Genomic DNA, 23,997 nt, shown 5'->3' on the forward strand with positions numbered 1-23,997 from the left:
CATGCTTTAGCAGCGTTGAGCCTCACACCACCCCGGACTTTTTCGCCAGCGATCCAGCCAAGCTATTTCAGAGGAGAGATCTCTTATGACCATCGTTGTTCGTCAACTTGCGACGCCAGAGGAGATGGACCAGCAGTTTATCTGGTCCGACCAGGCATTCTCGCCCACGCCCAATCCCGCCAATGCTCGCACCTGGGGTCAGACTGTCTTGACGCAGCCCGACTTCCGTCCCCAACAACTGCGCGGCGCCTTCCGCGACGAGGCTCACCTGGGCGGCTATGCGCTCTATGAATGGACAATGCGCATTGGCGAGGCTCGTATCTCCACAGGTTGCATTGGCATGGTTGTCACCGATTCCAGCCAGCGTAAGCAAGGAGTGGCAACGGCCTTGATGCATGATGCGATCCAGTTTGCGCGCGAACAGGGTCATAGCCTGCTCCTGCTGGATGGCATTCCCAATTTCTATTATCGCTATGGCTATACCGATGTCTTTGATTCCTCCACTGAGGAGATCAATCGCGCGGCTATCCTGGCTCATCCCGCAAGCGCCCATACCGTGCGCCAGGCCACGCCAGAGGACGCGCAGTCCATACGCGATCTCTATGAGCGCCGCCTGAGCGGCTTTACTGGCAGCTTTGAGCGCTCGCGCGAGAAACAGGAATACCTGTTGCGCCACCGCTTTGGCAAAAATACAGTCTTGCTCGCCACGTCTCCGGAGGGCCAGGTTGAGGGCTATGTGCTTGCTTCACGCGCTCCAAGCCCGGCCGTGGCTCTGGAGCTCTGTGCTGACAACTGGCCTGCCCAGATCGCACTCATGCAGGCACACGCGCACCTCTCTGATGGACCAGAGGCACCAGCGACGCATACCTATTACCTTCCGCCCACCTCAGAAGAACTCTATCGCGCCATCGCCCATCTCGAAGTCCCCGATACCTCTCAGTGGGGCAATCCTTCCGCTGAATGGGGCATCCGCACAGTGCAGGCACACCATCGCTACGCGGGCTGGATGGGGCGCATTGTTCATCTGCCGACCTTCCTCGATGCCCTGCTGCCCGAGTTGCAAGCGCGCTGGCGCCGCTCCCTGGCCCACTGGTCAGGCGAGCTACATTTCCTGGTGGGCGAGGAAAGCTATACGCTTGGCATCTCTGGATCCGAGCTTCAGGGCACCACGAAGCCAAACGATAACGCGAGCACCTTCCAATGCTCACCTCAGGACTTCGCACAACTGGTCCTTGGCTATCGCCCTCTCTCGTGGGTTCTCACACAGCAGCCACAAGAGCTTTCGCCGACTGAGCAGGCCGTGTTGCAACACCTCTTTCCGCCCAGCCAACCCTGGATCAGTTTTAGCGACTGGTTCTAGTTGCCAGACGCTGCGAACGCATGCATCTACATATTATGGTCCCATAATATGTAGATGCATGCGTTCGCAGCGTCTCTACAGCCACAATCTTCCTACTGTTTTGTACGCCGCTCTCGTACCAGCAAGATGCCCTCATGGGGGGCCATCTGCCCCTGAATACGTTTCTCCAGCAAGACGAGAGCAATGTAGAGGTCCAGGTAGTGCCCCAGCACACGTTCAACAGACGCTTCCGCCTGCTGTAGACCCCTACCTGCTACCATCCCGGAATGCTCTTCACTACCCTGACCAGGTGAACCCGAGGGGCGCGCCCACCAGTCATAGACATAGAGTGCCAGCGAGAGCAAAATACTTCTCACATACCTGCGCAGATAGTCCTCGCTCTCATTATTCTGTCTCGATGCCTCTTCATAGAGGGGCATGAGACGCGAACGATCCAGCATAAAAGCCAGCATCCGCTCCAACTCGTGCATCTGCAGACGCACACGCTGAAACTCGCGCGCACTATTGCGCACAAAAGCTGCCAGGTGCTCCTGCATAAAGGCAAAGGTAGGCGCCAGGTCGCGACCACGATCCAGGTTGCAGGCATTCTCACGCGTGCATGCCAGCGTCAAGAGACGGTCATAGGAGAGCGGGCGCCCCTGATCTAAATCCATGCTGCTGGCAAGCGCGACAACGTGCGCGCGTTGTATGGCTCGCTTAAGCGCCTGGGCCTGCTCGACTCTGAACTGGATCTTGCGCACACGCATAAGGGCGCGCTCGCTCTCCCTGGTCTCCGCAAGCGAGTACGCGCCAGAGAGGGCGTGGTAGAAAGAGCTGAGCAACGGCTCCATCTGCGCGAGCAGCTCTCCCAGTATGGTGGCAATGTCGCCAACCAATTGTAAGGGAAGTTCGTGCTCCCAGATATGGAGCAGTATTTTATACATATCCTGCATAACAGGCTTACCATAGATCTTGAGTAACGCCTGCACACACTCGATAACGCGTGTCAGGGTCTGCTCCAGCTCCTGGCTGAGTTTGCTATTATAGGTGAGATCCTGCTTATACACTTCCATGAGGATGCGTCGCATGGCCTCAGGTGATGAGGCGCCCTCTTCGACCCAGGCAAATCCCTGGCCCTGCTCCACCCAGTAGCCTAGCGTGGCGGACAGCCTGGATCTGATACTCTTATCCGCGCCTATCAGCCGGGCCTCAGCATGCGTGGGCAAGCGGTAATACCAGGCACCAGGCTCCCGCCCATTGAGCCAGTCACAGAACGCCACAGCGTCCGTTGGGCGCATTCCCAGTACGGGCATATGCCCCTGCCCATATTCAAAGATGGAAATAGGCAAATGGTCTGGCAAGCAGTTATTGCCTTGAGCGCGCTGCTCATCCAGGAAGAGCTGGTACTCAGCACAGGTCACAAAAGAGGGGTTGAGATAGACCTCTCCATGCAGGTGCAGCATCTGCTGTAAGCGACGGGTGAGCAGGACATTGGTAATCAAACGCCGCCGCTCTACATCGCTATCCTCTACCCCCTGCTTGAGCAAGGTCTCCAGGCGTAGGCGAACCTCAGGCTGGACTTTCAAGGCTTCGCGCTGGCATTCAAGGGCCAGGGTCAGCGTGGCGACCGAGGTCTGAGCGTCCAAGCAGGCGGCGATAACAGGGGTGGCATCGGCCTGAGCACAGTAGAGGCGGATCGTTTCATGCCACCAGCTAATAGCAATCTGCTCTACCAGGAAGTTGCCCAGCCCCTCCTCTTTGATATGCACAGCGGCCAGGTACTCTTGAAAGGTGAGGTGCGCGAAACTATATACCCCCTGCTCCCGCTCCAGTAAGAGGCCACTCGTGTTCTCCAACTGGCGTAAAAAGGCCGCTGGTTCCAGGCTCGTGCCGAGCTGGGATAGCGGCGCCTGAATGATGCGACAGGCGTCTTCAAAGGGAATATCGCGTATCCCCATACAGAGCATCGAGAAAGCCAGGGAGCGCAATACCTCGCGTTTCTGCGCCACGGTAAAGTCTAGCGCAATGCCTTTCGCCTCCTGGCGCTTGCCCAGGAAGACATCACAGATCTCGTCATAGAGCATCACACGCTTCACTGGTAGTGTATCGCGATAGCGGTGCACCGTCGCGATCATCGTCAGCAAGAGGGGATTGACCGCCAGGGCTATCAGCGCCGGATTTTCATACAGACGCCCCAGCAAATCGTCCGCGCCGCTCCGCGCTTTCGCTCGTACTTCCAGGTCGTCGCGCTGGGCGCTCATAATTTCATTGGCCTGGTACCAGTTATAGATAAAGCGCTCGACCTGGGCACGTGTAAAGACGCTCATCTCCAGCACAGTAACGCCCGTCAGCGGGTTACTCCGGTAGCCAAAGGGGCGCGAGGTAATAATAAAGCGGTTCTGGCCATAGACGAGCATCTGCTGCTGCACCCAGTTCACCACCTGCTTGCGCGCCTGGAGATCTGCGACCTCGTCAATACCATCCAGAAAGATTAGGCAATTGCCACTCTCCAGGCGCTGCTTCAACCAGCCTGCGGGCATACTCTGCCGCCAATATTTCTTGTGGTGATCAGCAGCGGCTTCCTCTAAGGTATAGCGCTCGCCGCGACGTTTGATGGTCTGAGCATGATCGCGCAGGAAGAGCAGAACCGGCAGTTTTGTGGGAATAGCACTCCCCTGCTCCAATCTGCGTCGGCTCGCCAGCGTCAGCACCATATGCTTTAAAAGCGTTGTCTTACCACTGCCAGGGGAGCCAACAACCACAAAATGTTGCTGCTGTAAGGCCGGAGATGCGAGAAAATCCCAGATCTGGTGCTCGCCCGGCGCAAGATCCGGACGCACACGCAATGGGTCAGCCGATACCTGGTGGACGGGCGTTGGCACCATACTCAGCTCGACAAAGACTTGCTCCAGGGCCAGCGTATACATACTCTGCGTTCCTAGACCCTTCACATCCAGGTCGCGATGCTGGGAGAGCAGATAGTGGCAGTAACGCTTATGCACGCTTGAGAGGTTCCACTGCATACGGACATCTAGCCAGCTTGCAATCTGCTTAACGGCAACCAGGGGCGCGGTCAGCAGGTGTACAGGCGTGTCCACCTGCTGAGCGGGAACTGGTATCATGCCCGTGGTGGTGGAGAGCCGTGCTTCAGAAGACGCTTCTATTGTGTTGGCCGCCTCCGCGAGCGCCAGCGCAAAGGTCTCGACTGTGGAGAAACGCTGCTGGGGTTCTTTGGCGAGAGCGGTTTGAATGACCTGTTCGACGGCCAGGGGGAGCGAGGACCGCTTGGCGCGCAAAGAGGGAATATCCGCGAAGAGGTGCTGGCTCCCAATCTCGGCCAGCGTTCCCTGAAAAGGGGGCGCGCCTGTCAGCAGTTCATATGCAATGACCGCCAGGGCGTACTGATCGCTGGCGGCACAGGGATTCCCCTGATGCTGCTCAGGGGCCATGTAGGCAACGGTTCCACCAAAGTGGGGCTGGCTACGCAAATACGAACTACGCAAGATAACGGCGATGCCAAAATCGCTGAGCTGGTACTGCCCTTGCGCACCAATCAGCACATTCTCTGGTTTGACATCCCGGTGGACGATCCCTCTCTCGTGCGCATATTGCAGCGCTGCCGCAAGTTGCTTAATACAAGCCACAACCTCAAGCAGAGAGAGCGTATTCCCCCTCTCACAGCGCTGACGCAGCGTTCCATGGGGGGCATACTCGACGACAAGAAAGGGAATACGCTCTCTCCCTTCAAGGCCGAAGTCGAGCACATGGACGATGTTCGGATGATTGAGCGCGGCAATCGTACGCGCCTCTTGCAAAAAAGCCTGCACATCTTGATAGAGAAATGCCGTTTGTTGAACTTTGATCGCGGCCTGGCGCTCCAGGTAGAGATGCTGGCCCAGGTACACTTCTGCGTAACTTCCCTCTCCAAGCAGGCGTACAAGTTGATAACTACCAAATTGCGCCCCAACACGGTCAACCATCATCCAATCGCGCCATGCGGGGCCCCCTGGCTTGAGACATGGGGAGGAGCATGGCGCACTCCTTTCTGTGTATACTCATAGCCGTCAGCGCGTTGCACACATCGCATATATTTGGGGTGAATATCGACCTTCCCAAGTCGGAACGAAGGCCGATGACGAATCGCTATGCGTCCCTCATATGTCCCTTTAGGAGTAACAGCTTTGACCATATCACCCGTTTGATATCCCAAAAAGGTCTTTTTGCGTGCTTTGTGTTGTTTGGGGAAGCCATATGTGTCAGGGACACACATTTGTCTTCTTCCATGCCCCGTAGCTTTCATGTGCAGCGGGACAAGTCCTTTCCAAGAGAGTGTCACAGGGGTACTCTTCCCTACACAAGCGGCATCGAGCCAATGCGTTTTCGCTAGCCCTCTTGTGGTGCGATTGTACTTTGTCAAGCCGCCACTGCCGCACTCGACAGGCAATCCAAACGTCTTGAGCCGTTCCAATAAGGCCCATCGCGTGATATTCACGGCACTGGCATCCTTGAGTGGTTTCTTGACCTGTGCCAAAATCCGCTTGAGCACATCAGGCTTTTTTGCAAGGAACACGCGAATATCCTGCGTGCCTTTGGCAGTATTGCATGGTTCACAAGCCAGAGTAAGATTGCTCATTCTGTTTGTGCCACTCTTGGCGCGAGGATGAATATGCTCAACCTGCAAAGGAACGTTTTGCGCACCACAATAGGCGCAGGTCCGTTCCCATTTTTCGAGCAAGTATTCCCTCACCTCGTAGCCTTGAAGCGTCCCTTGCTGATATTCGACGCCTGCAATATCAGGATTCTCTATCAGTTGCAGATCAAACTTGACCAATTCCTGACTCAAAGCCGTAATGGGAGCCAAGCGACACAAGCGAGCTACCCACGTGAGGATATTGGCAAGGCGACTTTCCAACGAGGGTGGCAACCACCCTTTCTTCCTCCGTCGATTCTGAAATCGTGGCTTTCTGTAGCGTGTTTTGCGGTGACGTCGGTTGCGCCGAACCGCACGCCTACTATCTAAGCCATCTTTAATAGCTTGCCCTCGATGCTCAAGTTCAGCCGCGAAGATCATCTTGCCGTTGGCATCATTCACCAGGGCAATCCCTGTAGTTTTGCTGCCAGGGTCAAGTTTGAGGCGCAACGGTTGCACCTCTGGTTGCTCAACCACACGCTTGAGCACAATGGTAAACGGGTATCTACGAAACACACTCGCTTTGCCTTGGGTGAGCAGAAGCCGTGCGCGTGCAGGATGCACCGGGTTTAAGGGTTTGGAGTCACTATCAATCACAAACACGTTGCTCAAGTTGAGCCTCTACTTTCGTAGGTAATGGTTGCCTCGATAAGGATAGTGGGCGGTACTTTTTCCCGAGCACTGCATAACACCCCGTTTTGCTGTTTAACCCAGGAATTCTAGAGCTACAGGCTGGCACGCACCCGTAGGTAGGAACGCAAACACTCCCCGACTATCGTAGCCCGATAACCTCTTGCCGAAACAAAAGGCTCATGGCTGAATCTGGTCAAGTCCAGACTTGCCGAAACAAGCCCCTGCCGCAGAGGCATGGGGTACCTGACCAGAACATCTCCTACAAATACATACTTGCAAATATCTCGTTCCAAAAAACCACTCTTGTATACTAAAGATGCAAGCTAAACCTGTCAAGGTATATACTATAAGTAATTTCTCCTCCCTCACCCAAATTTTGATGAGTCAATATACAGCTATCTCTAATAACGGTGGGAACGGAGAAAATTGTAACAACGAAAGGAGCCGTAGAGCAACCACCCATGAGCAATGCAGTACTCTTTTTCCCGGCACAAAACTTTCTTGGCGAGGGTCCCCTCTGGAACGTGGATGAGCAGGCGCTGTACTGGGTCGATATCATCGGTCAACATTTTCATTGCCTCGACCCGCGCACTATGCTGCATGAGAGCTTTGATGTTGGCACACCCGTCTGTGTGCTTGCCTTCCGCAAGAGCGGCGGATTGGTCATGGCGCTACGCGATGGCTTCGCCTACTGGAATGCCCAGGAGAAGCGTCCCGAATATATCGTGCGTCCGCTGGAACACCTGAACAATGTCCGCTTCAACGATGGCGCTGTTGACTGCGCGGGGCGCTTCTGGGCTGGTACCATGAGTACCACCGGCGATCTGAACTCAGGAGTACTCTATCGCCTCGATCCCGATGGCTCACTCCATGTGATGGACACCGGCTTTGGCATTTCAAACGGCCTCGGCTGGAGTCCGGATAACACCATTATGTATCTGACCGATTCGCCTCGACGCGTTATTTATGCCTATGACTTCGCGGCCACAACCGGCGCCATTAGCAATAAACGTGTCTTTGTTCAGCTTCCCAATGATCCACCTCAGCCCGATGGCCTGGTCGTGGATAGCCAGGGTTATGTCTGGAGCGCGCACTGGGGCGGGGGCTGCATCACTCGCTACGCCCCCGATGGCTCCGTGGAGCGTGTCATCCAGGTCGCGGCCCTACACTCCTCCGCCTGCGTCTTTGGTGGGCCAGCGCTCTCCGATCTCTATATCACCAGCGCCCAACAGGGTCTCTCGCAGGAGCAGCTCAAGCAGTATCCGCTCTCCGGCGACCTCTTCCACTACCAGAGCGATGTACCCGGCCTGCCAAAATTTCAATTCGCCGGCTAACACGCGCTACGAGACGCGCTACTTGCGTACGCGCCTACTCCTGACCTGGAGAAGAAGGCGCGTACGCAAGTAGCGCACCTGCCTCTTGCACCGCCTGCGCTGGCTGCTCCTCCACGCGCAGAGAGAGAATGATATATCCGGAAATGAGCTGGGTCAGGCCGACAAAGGCCATCAACAGGCTGATGCCGTGTACTCCCTCTTTGCTCGTCATAATCCAGCCCATGAACAGGGGTCCCACAATCCCACCGATACCGCTAATCGAGCCAATCATACCCACGCCCGCGCCCAGCGATTCGCTGCTCAACAGCAAGGCAGGCAGGGTCCAGAAAACGCCACCCGCCGCCAGCATGCAGCCCTCCGCAATGATCAGGCTCCCAATACTCATGTTCCGGTTGACCACCACCAGAATACCTGCCGCCAGCAAGGCAAAGCCCGCGAGAAGATGAGGAACGCCCGCGTGCCGCTTACGCTCTTTGCTTCGATCAGAATGCCGGGAATTTATGTAGAGTCCAACCATTCCCGCAAGCGAGGGTAGGACCGCGATCAGACCTACGGTGCTGGAGCGCTGGTGTGTCACACCCGTAATGACCACTGGCAGCCAGAAGTTCATGCCCCTGGCTCCCAGCCCTCCTAAGAGTGATGCTATACCTAATGCCCAGACACTTCCTAGCTTTAACACCTCACGCCAGTTCTGTTTTCGTGTTCCTGCCGTACGCGCCTTATCGCGGGCAAATTTATGCTCCAGCTCTTCCTGTTCTTCTATACCGATCCAGCGTGCTTTTCCTGGTTCATCCGCGACCAGGAAGAACCAGAGCGGCGCCCACAGCAAGGGTCCAATGCCTTCTATCACAAAGAGCATACGCCAGTTCATGTGTAGCAACAACAACCCCACAAGTGGCTTTAATGCTAAAGACGTCAGGGGAATGCAGAACATCCAGTACGTGTTTGCACGTGCTCGCTCCTCCAGGGGAAACCAGCGCGAGAGGAGCACCAGCAGCGCGGGACCCATCGCGCCATCTATCATCCCCAACAGAAAGCGTACAATCAACAATTGTGTCGCGTTCTGCACACCACTATTGGCCAGGGCCAGTACGCCCCAGGACAACAAAGCCAGGGTGACGACGCGACGTGGCCCCCACTTCGCCACCCAGTAGCCCGCTGGCACCTGCGCCAGCAGCGCACCACAACTTAAGACACCCGCGGCAATCCCCACCAGCGTGGCGCCAATCGCCAGCGACCGCTCTATCTCTGGCAAGGCAAAGCTCAGGTTAATATGGTCCATGGATATAAGAATATGGGTCAACATAATCAGCGGGACAATACGTCTCCAGCGCTGCCCCAGGCGCGCTGACCGTGTCGAAAAAATATACTGCATACGACAATGTTCTCCCTTCCATCCACCCACACCAGCGGTACCAGTCTTTCTGCGGTGCGTTCTCTTACAAACATCTATCTCAACTGGTATAGCTCAGAATCAGGCATTTTTCCAGCGCCTGGTTTACATACGCCTATGTTCCCACCATAAAACCGCAGAGAGGAGACATTTTCCCTGCCTCCTCTCTAGTACTTTCCGCCCGGCACTCTTATAACAGCGAGCGCACCAGGCCACCATCGACCTGAATGGTTGTCCCCGTAATATACGCGGCCTGCCGCGAGGCCAGGAATGTCACCATAGCTCCCATTTCTGCTGGATCGCCCAGGCGCTTCATAGGGATGTCGCGCGCGACACTGGCAAGGGCCTCTTCCTCGCTCATGCCAGCGCTTATCCGCTCCTCAATGCGATATACCTGGCGCACCCGGTCAGTCAGGATACGCCCTGGGCAGACGTTATTGACGGTAATATTATCCTCGGCCAGTTCGACGGAGAGCGTCTTTGCCAGACCTACCACGCCCGAGCGCACGGCGTTGGAGAGCACCAGGCCATCGATAGGCTGCTTGACTGAGGTGCTGACAATATTAATAATGCGTCCCTCGCCCGCCTTGCGGAGATGCGGTACCACCTCGCGCACCAGGCGCACGGTGCTGAGCAAATTTAGCTCAAAGGCCGCGACCCACTGCTCCTCGTCAAGCATTTCAAAGGTGCCGGGTTTAGGACCGCCCGCGTTATTGACGACGATATCCAGCCGTCCCAGTTCTCGCACCGTAGTGGCGACAATATTCCGAATATCTTCAGCCCGGGTAACATCGGTTGGCACTGCCAGGACTCTGCCCTGGCTTATAGCTTCGATTTCCCGAGCTGTACGCGTCAGTGCCTCCTGGTCGCGCGAACCAATGACGACAGACGCACCCTCCCGCGCGAGCTCCAGGGCACAGGCACGCCCAATCCCCTTGCTCGCCGCCAGAACGATGGCAACCTTTCCCTTCAGACCTAGATCCATATCGCTCTATCTCCCCTTCATATACGAGCGGAGAGCCGGGCTATGTTCCGGCTCTCCGCGTCTCGTTCTACTCTTCGGGATTATTCCTGCTCTTTGTCGAGGCCCGCGTCCTCTGCAACGCCTTTCGCGAGAGCGGTCCAGTCCATTCCTCCTCTTCCCTTCGCCACGCCCGTCAGCAGGCGATTGTGCATCAGGCTGGCCAGCGGCATCGGAACACGCACCTGGTCGGCTGTATCCAGCGCCAGATTGAGATCCTTGAGGGCCAGCTCCATCTGAAAGCCGACTGGCTCATAGCGTTGCTGCGCGATCATTTTCCCGTAATTTTGATAGATACCACAAGCAAAGAGCGTCTGCGCGAACATATCCATCACCTGCTCGCGTTGCAAGCCGTTCTTCTCGGCCAGGGTCAGGGCCTCTGCCATCGCCTCCTGCGCGGATGCAATCATGAAGTTGCCACACAGCTTGACGACGTTAGCCGCGCCCGAATCCTCGCCATAGTCAAAGCTTCCCTGGCCAATGGCCTCTAGAAACGGGCGTACACGCGCCTTCGCCTCTTCGGGACCCGAAACACAGAGCCAGAGCTTGCGAGCGGCGGCGGCGTCCGGTCGACCAAACACGGGCGAGGCCACATACTGGCTACCATATTCAGCATGTAGCCGGGCCAGCTCACGCGAGGTCTCAGGCGAGATGGTGCTCAGCGAGACGTGGACTCCCTCATGACCCAGGCGATGCAAGAAACCATGCTCACCCGCGACAACCTCCTTAACAGCGACATCGTTAGAGAGCATGGTGAATACTACGCCACCCGGCTCGACGGCTTCAAAAGGCACTTCCGCGCGCTGTGCGCCCTCGGCAACCAGGGCCTCGGCCTTCTCCGTACTCCGGTTATAGACGCGCAGATCATATCCAGCCTTGAGCAGGTTCCGTGCGATGGGTTCGCCCATTTTGCCCAGGCCAATAAAGCTTATCTGTTGAGGCATATGTTCTCTTCCCCCTTCTCACAAGGATTCGCTACATTGCAATATGGTGACATGCATATTAAGAAACATATACACCCAATACTGCAACATCAGCAACTAGTACGCTTGCTTCAGGGAGAACGAACAATCACTTAGGAGCTCACCTCAACTGGGCAGGTCAACCTACGCTGGTCCTGCGTGACATCCACACCGCCAGCAGCTTCCTTCCATGGATCTTGCTGGGGAAAGAAGTTTGGCGAGAGCGTACAGTCCTTGTAGGGGATATGAAACACGGGCGTCACAGAGCCAGACATAGGCGGCACTATCCAGCTCCAGTCAGCAGGCAAGACCCGACCCGCCTCCTCTTCGTTGCGTTGGTGATGCATAAACTGGCGCGAGGCAGTATGATGATCGATGATGGTCACGCCATGCTGGGTAAATGAGGAGAGGACGGCAATGTTCAATTCGACCAGCGCCCGGTCCTTCCAGAGCTCGCGATCCAGGCGCGTTTTCAGCCCCATCTTCTCCGCGATAACTGGCAGGAGATTATAGCGTTCAACATCGCCCAGGTTCCGCGCCCCTATCTCGGTTCCCATATACCAGCCATTGAAGGGGGCAGCGGTATAGGAGACACCACCCACCTCCAGGCGCATGTTGGAGATGACTGGTAGGGCATGCCACTTCAGTCCCAGATCCTCAAACCAGGCATACTCTGGATGCGTCAGGGGTACCTCCAGGATCACGTCGTGCGGTAACTCAAAGAGCATCGGTTGCTGGTGTGGCATCTGAATAATCAATGGCAAGACGTCAAAGGGGGTTCCCGGTCCTCCCTGCCAGCCAAGCTGGCGCGCGACCTCGCTCAGTTCCTCCAGCATGGGATCACCGATAAGCAGGCCATTGGGCTGGCGGTATCCAGCGTAGCGTATGAGCTGAGGATTCCAGATACGGATGCCCGGCTCTCCCGGTACCTGGGGCGCGAAGATGGAAATAGTGGAACGAATCTTCCCTCCATTGGTAGCGACGCGTATATGCTCGACCAGCGCTTCATAGATCTCCTCGGCTGTCTGCACATGCCGCATATCCCGAACCGCCAGGGAGTTCCAGTGCAAGCGCCCAATACAGCGTGAGTTATTGCGCCAGGCCACACGCGCACCATGGGCCAGTTCCTTCTCTCCCTGCCAGTACGTTCCAGTCTGCATAATTTCGTCGTGGATTCGCGCCATTCGTGGTATAAAGCCATCAAAACCTTCCTGTTCTCGATAGTAGAGCGATAAATAGGCCATCGCTTCCATAAATATTCGCTGTCGCCCACTATCGGTCCCCTCGCCATATTTCCTCTTCATGACTTCTCTATGCTGCGTCTCCTCTCGGACAGTTTTTTCCCGGTGAACGTACTGGAGTGCCATCTTCTACTCTCTTCCTTTGACAATAGTTGTCTACTTCTGTTTTTCTCAAGACCATGACAATATGTTCAGGAGCATTAACAAGCCCAAGTATAGCATATTTCTATTTATCATTGAATAAAATCTTATGTTTCATTACAATTAATTCACAATATGAGAATAATGCCATCATCTCGCTTCTTTCATTAAGCGCACCTGTCGTCGTTTTACATATAAGACCTTTCTCACTCTTAGTTCTCTTCATTCGAGACATTGTTTTTAGCCTGGATGCCTGGTTCACAGAGCTAACCCTGGCCTCTCTAACGAGGGCTAAAATGGCTATCTTATGACAATTAATTCATTTATTTTTCCTCAGCTTGTGCAATAAAAATAGTATTAAAAATATAAACGACCAGCGAGACCTCATCTTTCACCAGAGAGGCGTCCTCAGCCAATCACCTGGCATTCTACTTCATGAATAATCTCTCACAAATAGAGACAAAAATCACTCTCCCGAGTGATGAGGATCTGGCGCCCAGTGCTCTATACTAGCTGGCATACCATTCCTGTTATAACCATTATCCCAGCACAAGAGGTTTGCCATGAACAGCATGAATCAACTCAGTTCTTCGCGCCGCCCCATGGGTGTCAGTATCGTCTCGCTTCTCGTTGCGCTTAATGCTATCCTGGTCCTATTCGCCGCGGCCACCTGGATCTTCGGCATTGGACTCTTTGGCTTCAACATCCCTGGCAATGTGCGTGGATTCGCGATCTGGTATGGCCTTTTCGCCGCACTCTTCGGGATCATACTTGGTTACCTTTCCTGGGGACTGTGGTCGCTACAGCGCTGGTCCCTATACACCATCGTTTTTATCGAAGTTCTCAATATTGTCGAGATCCTTGCCGCCTGGGCTCAGGGTTTTCTCTCCCTGGTGCCATTTATTCTGAGCTTGATTCTGCCCGTCGTCATCCTGACCTACTTTCTGGCTGATCGCCAGGTTCGCCAGGCCTTTAATGTTTAAGTACCCCAACTCCTCGCGCCTGCGACGCTCGCCTGGTAGGTGGAGTGATGTGTGCTGGCAGCCTGCGGCTGCCAGCACACATCACCTGTCTCTTACCCACAACTTTAGTGGGGAGGGAGGCGTCCTGCTGGCGGGCAAAAGTCCAAGCCAGCTTGGACCCTACAAGGAAGACAGAACGCGAATCATACGGGGTCGTGGGTAGCCTCTCGCGCCTCCCATCTGCGGCCCTGTTTCCAGAAGCGTTCTATCTCTTCCAGGTTGCGCCCCTTTGTCTCGGGAATGATAAACCAGCAGAAGAGGAAGGCGAGCACGCAAAAACCGGCATACAGCCAGAACGTTACAGGCAGACCAAGGCGAGTCGCCAGTGAGAGAAAGGTTATGCTTATCAGGAGGTTTGTGCTCCAGTTAAAAAAGGTAGTTATGCTCGCGCCACGCGCGCGAAAGGAGGTGGGGAAGATCTCCGAGCTCATCAGCCAGAAGACAGGACCCATTCCAATCGCAAAGGCCATAATATAGAGTATGAGCGCCCCTAATACCAGGTAACCGGTATGTGACGTTCCAAGCACAAAAATGCTCCCCATCAGCACCAGGGCCGCAAGCATACCAATCAGGCCACCCAGCAAGAGCGGTCGCCGCCCTACGCGGTCGATAATCAGGACCGAAACCAATGTGGTCAGGAAATTCACGACGCCCACGACGCTGGTAGCCAGAATCGCCACAGAGGCAGAGCGGAAGCCCGCGAAACCAAAGATAGTGGGCGCGTAATAGATGACTGTGTTAATTCCTACCAGTTGCTGAAAGACCGCCAGGCCAATGCCCGCAACCAGGGCCAGAATCATGCCCGAGCGCGCGAACTCGCTCAGGGTCACATGTTGGGCATCGCGGACAGCGTCGCGAATAGCCATCATCTCCTCGCGACGCTCCTGGACACTTAAATGTGTCAACGCCTGCTCGGCCTCCTGCCAGCGCCCCTGCTTTGCCAGCCAGCGCGGCGTCTCTGTGAGAAAGAGCATTCCTATCAACAACCCCATCCCAGGGATAGCCGCCACCGCCAGCATGGGTCGCCAGCCCATTCCGGCATTGGCAAAAGCCAGGTCCACCCAGTAGGAGATGGCGATTCCAGCCGTAATCAATAACTGGTCAAAGGTGACCAGCCCGCCACGTAAGGCAGGCGGGGCCATCTCCGCGATATACATCGGCGCGAGAAACGAGGAAACGCCTATCGCAAAGCCTAACACAACACGCCAGAGCAGGAACAGAGAGAAATTGGGCGCTCCTGCCGTGAGCAGGGCACCAATCGCGAAGAGCAGGCCCATGCCAATCAGCGCCTTGCGTCTGCCCAACCAATCGCTCAACCTACCACCAACCAGGGCACCGATAAGACTCCCCACCAGAACCGAGCTTACCGCCAGTTCCTGCTGAAAGTTAGTGAGGGCAAAATCCCGCTTGAGGAAGAGTAGTGCCCCCGAGATTACTCCTGTGTCGTAGCCGAAGAGAAAACCGCCGATGGCCGCGACCAGGGCGATTATATACACGCGTGTCGCGTAGTGCTTTCTGGTCCGCGTCGGTGGTATCAAGCTCTCGGGACCAGGCGTTCGCGAGGAATGCGGAAAAGACATAGTGCGTTCCTTTTCTCGGCTTCGGGCAAACAACTATGTTCGTCCCCTCTTACCGCCGAGGCATCTCTGAAACCACGCACTCCGACGATGCTTCGCGCCCGCGGTTCATCAGGCGCAGGAAGAGGTAACCGCCACTTCCCGATACCAGGGCCGCCAGCAGAATACCCATTTTGGCCTCGGTGAGCAGGAGCGGATTCTGCCCCTCAAAGGCCAGGTCCGCGATGAAAAGCGACATCGTAAAACCAATCCCTCCCAGCCAGCTCACGCCATAGATATGCCGCCAGTTCGCCTGCTCAGGGAGATCCGCCCAGCTCACCTTTACCGCTAACCACGAGAAGAGCATGATTCCCAACTGCTTACCGACAACCAGGCCCAGCATCACACCCAGCGTCACTGTGCTCAATAGCTCAGCAGGATGTAGACCCACGCGAAGATCAACGCCCGCATTCGCCAGCACAAACAGGGGAACGATCACAAATGAGACTGGGTAATAGAGCGAATGCTCAAGTCGCTGGGATGGCGATTGAATCTGCTCGCAAGAAGCCTCAAGCGCCTGCACCGCCGCCGCCTGCTGGTCATCCATATACAGGCCTAATCCAGGCTTACCTCTACGCTCAAACTCATCAAGGAAGGCATGTCCCTCGGCCAGGAATTTCCGCGCATTGATACGCGCTCGCGTGGGGATAAGCAGTGCCAGCAAGATTCCCGCTACTGTGGCATGCACACCAGAGATGAACATCAGCCACCAGAGCACTATCCCCAAAAGTGCGTAGGCTGGTATCCAGCGCACACTCGCCAGGTTTAAGCCCAGTACACAGAGCAGCACACCTGCCGCCGCGATCAGCGCCAGCCAGTTCAAGGCCTCGGTATAAAAGATCGCAATGATTAGCACAGCAAGGATATCATCAAAAATGGCATAGGCGATGACAAAAACGTTCAGGCTCCACGTGATACGGCTCCCCAGGAGCGCCAGTATCCCTAGCGCAAAGGCGGTATCCGTCGCCATAGGGATAGCCCAGCCTTTGATGCCGAGAGTGCCTGCGTTCCAGAGCAGATAAATCAACGCGGGACAGATGGCCCCTCCTATGGAGGCCGCGAGCGAGAATGTTGCTTGCTTCAGCTTCGATAGCTCGCCCACCAGGATCTCACGCTTTAATTCCAGCCCAACCAGGAAGAAGAAAAGCGCCATCAAGCCGTCGTTGATCCATACGTGCAAGGGCTTATCCAGACCGTAGCCACCCAGGTGAATGACCAGGTGTATCTCCCAGAGATGCTCATAGCTCCCCGCCCAGGGAGAGTTGGCCCACACCAGGGCTAGACAGATACAGAGTATCAAGAGCAGACCACTCGTCGTTTCCGCCTGCACAAACGCTTGAAATGGTTGTAGCAAGCGACCTGAAATACCCTCGCCGCTCGGTCTACGAATAAATTCTCGCAATCCCTCCATCGTGCTTCCTTTTTGACTCAAGCAAAGAGGAGCAGGGGCCGCAAGCGGCTTCCCTGCTCCTCCAAGCAATTGTATCGCACTGGTACCTTCAGCATAGCACGATGGCGAAAAAGGGGAATGTATGTGGTGGAGAGTTGGCAGCCTGCGACTGCCAACTCTCCACCACATACATTCCCGAACTTGCATTCTCGCGCCTCTATGGGGTACAACGCATAGAGAACACTCTTCTTGCCCACATTGCAATGGCTAGACAGGATGGAACACTCGCTTATGACCACAACCCTACCCCAACAGGGAACGCCCCCTTCAGGCTCGCCAGCGCGCTTCAAGACCTTTCGCGCCCTGCGCTATCGCAACTTTCGTCTCTTATGGATCAGCCTGATCGTGTCCTCGGTGGGTACCTGGATGCAGATTGTGGCCCAGAGTCTCCTGGTGCTCGCGATTACCAATCACTCCGCCTTCGCGTTGGGAACCGTCTCGCTGGCCCAGGCCTCCTCCTTCTTTATCTTCGCCTTTATCGGCGGGAGCGTCGCGGACCGTATCGATAAACGTCGACTCCTGCTCTTTACGCAGACGCTCTCGATGCTGCTAGCAGCCCTCCTGGGCGTGCTTACCCTGACTGGTCAGATTCAGTTCTGGATGGTTGTGGTGATCGCCTTCTGCTCAGGGACAGTGCTCAGCTTTGACCAGCCAACACGTTCGGCCCTCATCCCCACCCTCGTACCACGCGAGGACCTGATGAACGCCATCTCACTACAATCCATCGTCTTCAATGGCTCGGCCTTTATCGGTCCCGCCCTGGCCGGTATCATGATTGGCGTGCTGGCGCAGGCTGGTCATGCCCTTGGCCTGCATGGACCCCTGATTGGCTACGCGGGCAACTTCTTGCTCAATGCCGTGAGCTTCCTGGGCGTGCTCGTGGTCCTCTTCCTCTTACAAGTGCCTCACGATGCCGAGGCCAGCGAGCGGCGCGCACCATTGCTCAACTCGATCAAGTCCTCGCTGAGCACCGTACGCCGCGATAGCGTCCTCCCCTGGGTACTCTCAGGCTATGGCATTATGCTCTTCTTCGGCCCCTCAACCTCGCTGATCCTCCCAATCTTCGCGACCCAAATACTCCATCTGACTGACGCTCAACTAGGTCTGCTCTTCTCTGCCAGCGGCCTGGGAACAATCCTGGGAGCCCTGATGGTCGCCTCCCTCGGCGAGGTCAAGAAGAAGGGCTGGCTCATGCTCGGCTCGCTTCTCATCTGGGCCAGCGCCTTGCTGCTCTTCGCCTTCAGTACCGTGTTCTGGCTCTCACTTCTGACCTTGCTCATCTTTGGTATCGCCCAGAATGGCGTCGGCGCGACAACCATTACACTGATGCAGACCCGCGTGCCGCCCCAAATGCGTGGGCGCGTGATGAGCCTCAATACCCTGATGATTATGGGCATCCGCCCCCTGGGTGACTTCCCCGCTGGCGCGGCCATCGGGCTGATCGGCGGTCCTTTGACGGTTTGTATCAGCTCTCTTATCATAGGCGGCTATACGCTCTTCCTGCTGCTGACCCGTCCCACTGTACGCGACGTCGTCTGAGGAGTACACTACTCATTGCTGCCACGCATCTGGCTACGAAAGGTGCCCGGACTCAGGTTATAGGAGGTGGTGTGGGCGTGGCACGAAGGTGCCACGCCCACACCACCTCCTATAATAAATCATCCCCTAGCTTTCATGCTCCGGCTGCTGTCGCTTAGTGACCTCATGCTGCACACGCGGATTCTGCGCTACTTGTGGCGCCACATCCTGATCCCTGGTCTCTGTGACATAGTTTACTGATCGCTCCTTATCGCGCTGTTCAGTCGGCTTTGTATCGACGTGGGACTCCGACTCATCCTCGGGGATATCCTCGTTGACTTTACCCGCCATGGTGCTATAAAATGTGGCCAGGTCATTGGGTGTCGGGCGCACACCCTCGACAAAGTAGGCATTGACCTCCGCGCCCAGGAAGAGCAACACAGCGAAGTAGTAAAAGAACACCAGCAAGATAGCGGCAAAACCAACCGCGCCAACCGCTCCTTTGAGGAAGTGAGCCACGTAAAGTGGGAAAAGCACCAGGTAGAGTTGCAGCGCGACCGCCGAGACAATCGCTCCCTTCCAACCATGGCGCAGGCGGATATGCAGATTGGGCACAATCACATAAATCGCCAGGAAGAGGAGAAACGCCGCCAGGACGCCACCCAGAAAACCGGCGGCCGTGGTCAGGAATGCGAAATGCCCCAACGTCGTCGCCTGGAGGACGGAGGCCACCAGAACTGGAATACTCGCCGCGAGACTCATCACCGGCACCAGCAAGATAAACAGAATAAACACCGCTATCGCGATGACCATCCTGCGCACAATGGGCCGTGGGCGCACATGGTATACAATCGAGAAGAAGGTTTCCAGCAGCGCGAAGAGCCGCGCCCCCACCAGGATGGCACTTACTACCGCGATAACGCCCAATATCCCCGAAGAGGCCTTCAGGTTACTCTGTACTCCCTGCACCACCCCCTGCGGATTGGTTACCGAGGGCAGGGCGCTTACCATCATATTCGTCACACTTTTGGTCGAATCCCCGCCCATAAACCCAAACACCAATCCCAGCAGCGACAATAGCGCCACCAGGACAGGAAAAATCGCCAGCAGGAGATGATAGGCCAGGGCCGCCGACAGGTTAAATGCCCAGTCGTTCTTAAACTTTAACGCGAACTCTTTCCACGGCCTCACCTCTCGCTTTTCAGTAAACTGTTGTACCTGTTCAGCCATCACTGGCCTCCTCGTGCTTATGGCTCTTGTAGAAGAGCCTACCCATGCTTCCACACTCTACGATAGAGAGATACTATGCGCCAGTTCTTGCATTTTCTAGGGGGTAAAAAGCCACTCTCCATATTCCACAACACGCTATAAAGCAAACAAATGTAGCAGTGAGGCAATGCACGAAAAAGGATGATAAATACATGTTATAACGCCGATAAACAAATCCCTTCTTTCACATAACGTATCCATGTTACTCTTCCTATGCAGTAAAGCTTGAGCACGCACTGCACGAGGAAAAAGCACCAATGCTTTCGCCTCATTTAGAAGGAGGAAACAACGCTTCTGAGTTCTAGAACACAGATTACCTGCATTTTCAATTGTACACCTGGCAGGATGCCGTTAACGGCTACTCTATGAAAGAAGGATCTATCATCTCATGAAACGTTCTCGACTCAAACTAAAAGTCCTCTTCCTGGCCCTGGCGCTGGCCTTCTATAGCCTCTCGCTGGGAACCACAACCACCCTGGCTCATACGACCAGGCAAGCCAGCGGAACGGGTATTGGCTCTGGCAGCCCGCTCGCAGCCAATGGTAAAGCGCATGCCTATCAAATTGATGTTGCCGCAATTACGGCAGACAAGCTGTCTGGCAAAATTCATGCCAATCCTCGCCACAACAACAGCTTGATTCCCCTGGCCAATCACTCTGGCAACCCGCCCGCTTACTACTACCTGGATACATCATATGCCGATTGGATTCTTGAGCCACCTTCCAGTGGCAAGGACGCAAAGGGCTATAACTATGTAGATGGTCTCTTTGGACTGTTCTGCGGTCCCGGCGCGGCAACGGTCTCGCTGGATTACTGGAACAATGTCAATACACGTGCAGTCGGCCTCCATGCCTACAGCACACCCAATACCACCACCTGGTGGGGCGACTCCAATCCCGGTGGCTTGAAAGATACAGCCTACCTAATGTACCTGGCGACCCAGGTCAAACCACCATCGTATGTCTCGCCCGGAATGATGACATGGGCGGGAAATAATACCACTACCTATCTCCAGGACCTCGTAGACGCCATGAACTGGGAAAGCTCCAACCACAGCAGTACCTGGCAGAGCAAGCCATTCTATCTCATCGTCTCGAATCCAACCCTCTCTCAGCTACAAACAGATGTGGCTATAGACATCTATAACAATGGCATCCCTCCAGTCGTTCTCGTCAATGATGCCTATCTCCCCGACTGGGCCAATAGCCCCTACAAGGGCCACGGCCACTACGTCTCGATCATAGGCTACAATAACTCGGCCGGCACCTTCACCTACGAGGAAACTTGTGGCCCCGCCACCTGTGGCACCTCCGCGTATGGTCAACACACCATCTCACAGCAACAGTTGCTCAACGGCATCCTCAATTATGGTGGCTCCCTGGTCTGGTAATTCTCGCGCATAGATAATGAGCAATGGGAAGCATACTTACAGGCTTATGCTTTCCATTGCTCGCTTGTATTAGATGACAGGTCTATTTTTCTCTCACCGGACGCTTTTCTCTACGCTTGCTTGTTTCTGCTCTTGCAGCCACCGGGCCACACCATGTCCATCTGTATGGTCAAATTGGGCATAGAGACAGAGGCTTTCTCGCGCATAAGCAAGGGACTGTTGGGGGCGCTGATAATATGCCTCAATCTGGGCAAGACCGAAGAGCGCATGAGCCACAAGCTGAGGAGCATGGGCCTCTCGCACCGAGGGCAAGACCTCTCGGAGCGTACAATCGGCTTGCGTCCACTGTCGATGACGAACATAATGCATTCCCAACTCGCACTTTCCCTCATAGATGAGCCAGCTATGGGACATACTCTGCGCTAATTCCAGGCTCTGCTGAAAAAAATTCTCAGCCTCCTCAACATGCCCGCGATGACTTTCAAAGATGCCCAGGTTCTGCAAACTTGAACTGATACGGATCGAATTCGCGCAGCGACGCGCCAGGTCGAGCGCGACGTGCGTCTCGCGAATGGCTTGCTCAAGATACCCCCTTTGAAAGGCGAGCATTCCTTTGTTCATCAGGATGGCGCTCTGCCGTTGGATGTCCTGCCTGCATAAGGCTACCACGAGTCCCTCTTCATAGTAGCGCTCGGCCTCTTCATATACGCCTCTGCGTGCCGCCTCCACCCCCAGGTTCTGTAAGAGCGGACCAATACACTCATCCGCTTGAATAGCTCGCGCAAGCTCTAATCCTTGCAGATAATATTCTTGCTCCTGTTCGATGTTTCCCTTCCAGGCTTCAATCTCTCCTCGTAGCTGCAAGACCACGCATTGATACTTCCGCAAATGCGGCTCAACCGCTATTTCATATCCCTCAATCAAATACTTTTCGGCGCATAAATGGTCTCCCTGTGAGACAATAACTTCCCCTAGACGAATAAGGGCAGGACTCAGTAGATCTCTACAGCCAAGATCACGAGCAAGGATAGCGCTCTCCTGGTAGGCTTGCTTAGCCTGGCTCAATTCACTGATTAGCTCAGCATTTTCGCCCAGGTAGAACCAGGCCCAGCCAAGCTTTTCCTGCTCACTACAAGCGCGAGCAGCCTGGAGAGCTTTTTGCAATAAGGCGTGCGATAACGAATGTAATAAACGGCGCTTCAGAAATGGCAAAAGCAGGAAGACAATATCCAGCAATTCACGATGCCACTGCTGCGCCTGCGCCAATTCAAGCGTGCTGGTAATTGTGACCAACTCTTGCTCAAGCAAGACATCTTCGTCCTGGTGCTGGCGCACATACTCCTCTACAAAGCACACCAGGCGACGCCTGGCCTCCACCAATGGCTGCTGGAGCCTGGCATAATCGGCAACGGTCTGGTGAAGGCAATATCTCCCCGCCATATCGCTTTCCAGTAATCCGCTATCAACCAGGGGATCAAGCGTAACTTCGGGCGGATAGTGACAGACAGCGAGCGCGGACTCCTCTGAGAAGCTATGCGGTTTAGGCGGAAAAACCGCCAGGGCGCGCAACGCCTTTCGCGCTTTCGTGGGAAGATCCTGGACACTGATCGAGATCGCGGCATAAAGCGATTGGGTTGCACCAACAGAACTCTGCGCGGACGCCTTACGTATAGGACCAGGATCTCCAAGTTGGAAGCGTTCGTTTATATCCTCCTGCAAACTCAGGATAGCTTTTTGCAAACGACGTGGAGGTCCACTATGCGCATGTACATACAAATGTCGCCCCAGGAGGGTTAGGGCCAGTGGCAATCCTCCAACGGCATTGGTAAGTGTACGCAGGTCCTCTAACGCGCATTGCTTCAGCGGAGGCACAAGATGATGAAGCAGCTTTAGCCCCTCTTCTTCCGGTAATTCCTCCAGACGTGTCGTCTGCTCTCGTCCCAGGGAGAGCGCGATAGCTGGAAAACGCGTCGTTACTAAGTAGACACACCGAGACCCTCCAACCTGAAACAGTGCAGCCTCAGCCAGGGTCCAGGCATCATCCACGATAAGAAGCATTCGCCGCTCGCCAATATATTCACGCAACATCCTCACCCAATCCTGAGAAGTACGCAGGCCTCGCATGCCCCCCAGAGGAATATCCAGCAAGTGCGCCCAGCGATTGAGTTCCTCCTGCACATGAGGCTCTTGCCCCAGGCTGGCCCAGAGGATGCCATCGACAAAGTGCTGCCGAACTTCTGGGTGAGAAGCCAGCGCATAGGCAAAAGAGGTTTTCCCTACACCTGGCAAGCCTGTCAGTGCAAATACCCCCTTTCCACCACAGAGTTGAGAAACAAATTGAGACAGCAAAGCTTCTCGTCCAACAAGCGGTACAACCTGTTCCAGGGCATAGGGTACCTGAGGTACAGGTAATGCTGGCCTCTCCTGCTGACGCAGTGGCGTGACTGAAATAGCATCCTCCTCTGACGTCACCTCGCCCGAGAGGAAGCCAAGGTCTTGCGGAGTACATTGAAAGAGTTCACAGAGCTTCTGGCGAAAATAGAGAGAAGGGGTAGTTTCACCGCGTTCCCAGCGGCTAATGTTGACAAAGGTTGTTCCGAGTTGGTGCGCGAGCTGGCTTTGCGTCCAGTTACGCTGCATACGATAGTGACGCAATTGCATAGTGGCATCTGCCATATACGTGCTTTCCCCCATTCATATAAGGGCAACGTCTACAATCAGGAGCAGTACATGCCTACGCTCCCTCCGGGCACTGAAGAGAGGCAAAACATTGGTATGGATAACGAAGTGCATCAAAGCATGTGATATTTTCAACTTTTATTAAAACATATTGGTAGGCAGATTGTACAGATACATCGCAAAGTACATTATAAAGGCAAAAATTCCATCTGAGAGTTTTCTTTTTCACCTCTACTGTTCTTTTCACACTCCCTCCGCACGTCACTTCTGTGAAGATTAGTTCCTTGACTTCAAGTCAA

At 55.1% G+C, this 23,997-nt stretch carries 15 protein-coding genes; 5 read left to right on the forward strand and 10 right to left on the reverse strand.

The features are described 5' to 3' along the window. The first annotated feature begins 85 nt into the window (after positions 1-85). The gene (locus KRAC_RS19490) at positions 86-1,360 is read left to right on the forward strand and encodes a GNAT family N-acetyltransferase (RefSeq protein WP_007909955.1); all 1,275 of its coding nucleotides are present in this window, start codon (positions 86-88) and stop codon (positions 1,358-1,360) included. A 92-nt stretch (positions 1,361-1,452) separates the two neighbouring features. Here the strand turns inward: KRAC_RS19490 and KRAC_RS62000 are convergent, their stop codons facing one another. Both KRAC_RS62000 and iscB read right to left on the reverse strand, forming a co-directional pair. After that, positions 1,453-5,322 (reverse strand): protein kinase domain-containing protein, encoded by a 3,870-nt coding sequence (locus tag KRAC_RS62000; RefSeq protein WP_007909956.1) that lies wholly within the window; start codon positions 5,320-5,322, stop codon positions 1,453-1,455. Beyond that, the gene (iscB, locus tag KRAC_RS19500; protein ID WP_007909957.1) at positions 5,319-6,641 is read right to left on the reverse strand and encodes an RNA-guided endonuclease IscB; all 1,323 of its coding nucleotides are present in this window, start codon (positions 6,639-6,641) and stop codon (positions 5,319-5,321) included. Before iscB ends, KRAC_RS62000 begins: the two co-directional genes overlap by 4 nt. Before the next feature lie 482 nt (positions 6,642-7,123). On the opposite strand from iscB, the gene KRAC_RS19505 reads away from it, so the two are divergent. Next, positions 7,124-7,996 (forward strand): SMP-30/gluconolactonase/LRE family protein, encoded by an 873-nt coding sequence (locus tag KRAC_RS19505; protein WP_007909958.1) that lies wholly within the window; start codon positions 7,124-7,126, stop codon positions 7,994-7,996. Positions 7,997-8,030: 34 nt separating this feature from the next. Here the strand turns inward: KRAC_RS19505 and KRAC_RS19510 are convergent, their stop codons facing one another. From KRAC_RS19510 to KRAC_RS19525, 4 genes are all read right to left on the reverse strand, one after another. Continuing rightward, the gene (locus KRAC_RS19510; protein ID WP_007909959.1) at positions 8,031-9,371 is read right to left on the reverse strand and encodes an MFS transporter; all 1,341 of its coding nucleotides are present in this window, start codon (positions 9,369-9,371) and stop codon (positions 8,031-8,033) included. Between the two features lie 208 nt (positions 9,372-9,579). Beyond that, on the reverse strand, positions 9,580-10,374 hold the full coding sequence (locus tag KRAC_RS19515) for an SDR family oxidoreductase (RefSeq protein WP_007909960.1): 795 nt from the start codon (positions 10,372-10,374) through the stop codon (positions 9,580-9,582). A gap of 80 nt (positions 10,375-10,454) precedes the next feature. Further along, on the reverse strand, positions 10,455-11,354 hold the full coding sequence (locus KRAC_RS19520) for an NAD(P)-dependent oxidoreductase (RefSeq protein WP_007909961.1): 900 nt from the start codon (positions 11,352-11,354) through the stop codon (positions 10,455-10,457). 131 nt (positions 11,355-11,485) lie between these two features. Beyond that, on the reverse strand, positions 11,486-12,739 hold the full coding sequence (locus KRAC_RS19525) for a nitric oxide synthase oxygenase (protein ID WP_007909962.1): 1,254 nt from the start codon (positions 12,737-12,739) through the stop codon (positions 11,486-11,488). Between the two features lie 578 nt (positions 12,740-13,317). Here KRAC_RS19525 and KRAC_RS19530 point away from each other — a divergent pair. Continuing rightward, positions 13,318-13,737 carry a hypothetical protein gene (locus KRAC_RS19530; RefSeq protein ID WP_007909963.1) on the forward strand — a complete coding sequence of 140 codons (420 nt, stop codon included), beginning with the start codon at positions 13,318-13,320 and terminating at the stop codon, positions 13,735-13,737. A 182-nt stretch (positions 13,738-13,919) separates the two neighbouring features. Here KRAC_RS19530 and KRAC_RS19535 read toward each other — a convergent pair whose 3' ends face one another. Beyond that, the gene (locus KRAC_RS19535) at positions 13,920-15,356 is read right to left on the reverse strand and encodes a sugar porter family MFS transporter (RefSeq protein ID WP_007909966.1); all 1,437 of its coding nucleotides are present in this window, start codon (positions 15,354-15,356) and stop codon (positions 13,920-13,922) included. 49 nt (positions 15,357-15,405) lie between these two features. Beyond that, positions 15,406-16,803, reverse strand: coding sequence for a Na+/H+ antiporter NhaA (gene nhaA, locus KRAC_RS19540; protein WP_007909968.1), 1,398 nt, complete (start codon positions 16,801-16,803; stop codon positions 15,406-15,408). A 270-nt stretch (positions 16,804-17,073) separates the two neighbouring features. On the opposite strand from nhaA, the gene KRAC_RS19545 reads away from it, so the two are divergent. Next, positions 17,074-18,381: an MFS transporter gene (locus tag KRAC_RS19545; protein WP_007909970.1), complete on the forward strand. Its 1,308-nt coding sequence runs from the start codon at positions 17,074-17,076 to the stop codon at positions 18,379-18,381. Positions 18,382-18,507: 126 nt separating this feature from the next. On the opposite strand, the gene KRAC_RS19550 is transcribed toward KRAC_RS19545, so the two are convergent. Next, positions 18,508-19,590 (reverse strand): YihY/virulence factor BrkB family protein, encoded by a 1,083-nt coding sequence (locus tag KRAC_RS19550; protein ID WP_007909975.1) that lies wholly within the window; start codon positions 19,588-19,590, stop codon positions 18,508-18,510. 427 nt (positions 19,591-20,017) lie between these two features. Between KRAC_RS19550 and KRAC_RS19555 the strand changes: the two genes are divergently transcribed. Further along, complete coding sequence (locus KRAC_RS19555) at positions 20,018-21,019, forward strand: hypothetical protein (RefSeq protein WP_007909976.1); 1,002 nt, start codon at positions 20,018-20,020, stop codon at positions 21,017-21,019. A 93-nt stretch (positions 21,020-21,112) separates the two neighbouring features. Here KRAC_RS19555 and KRAC_RS19560 read toward each other — a convergent pair whose 3' ends face one another. After that, entirely contained in the window at positions 21,113-23,695 is a 2,583-nt protein-coding gene (locus tag KRAC_RS19560) for a helix-turn-helix domain-containing protein (protein WP_007909977.1), read from the reverse strand. Positions 23,696-23,997 lie beyond the last annotated feature (302 nt).

Source organism: Ktedonobacter racemifer DSM 44963, from assembly GCF_000178855.1.
GTDB lineage: Bacteria > Chloroflexota > Ktedonobacteria > Ktedonobacterales > Ktedonobacteraceae > Ktedonobacter > Ktedonobacter racemifer.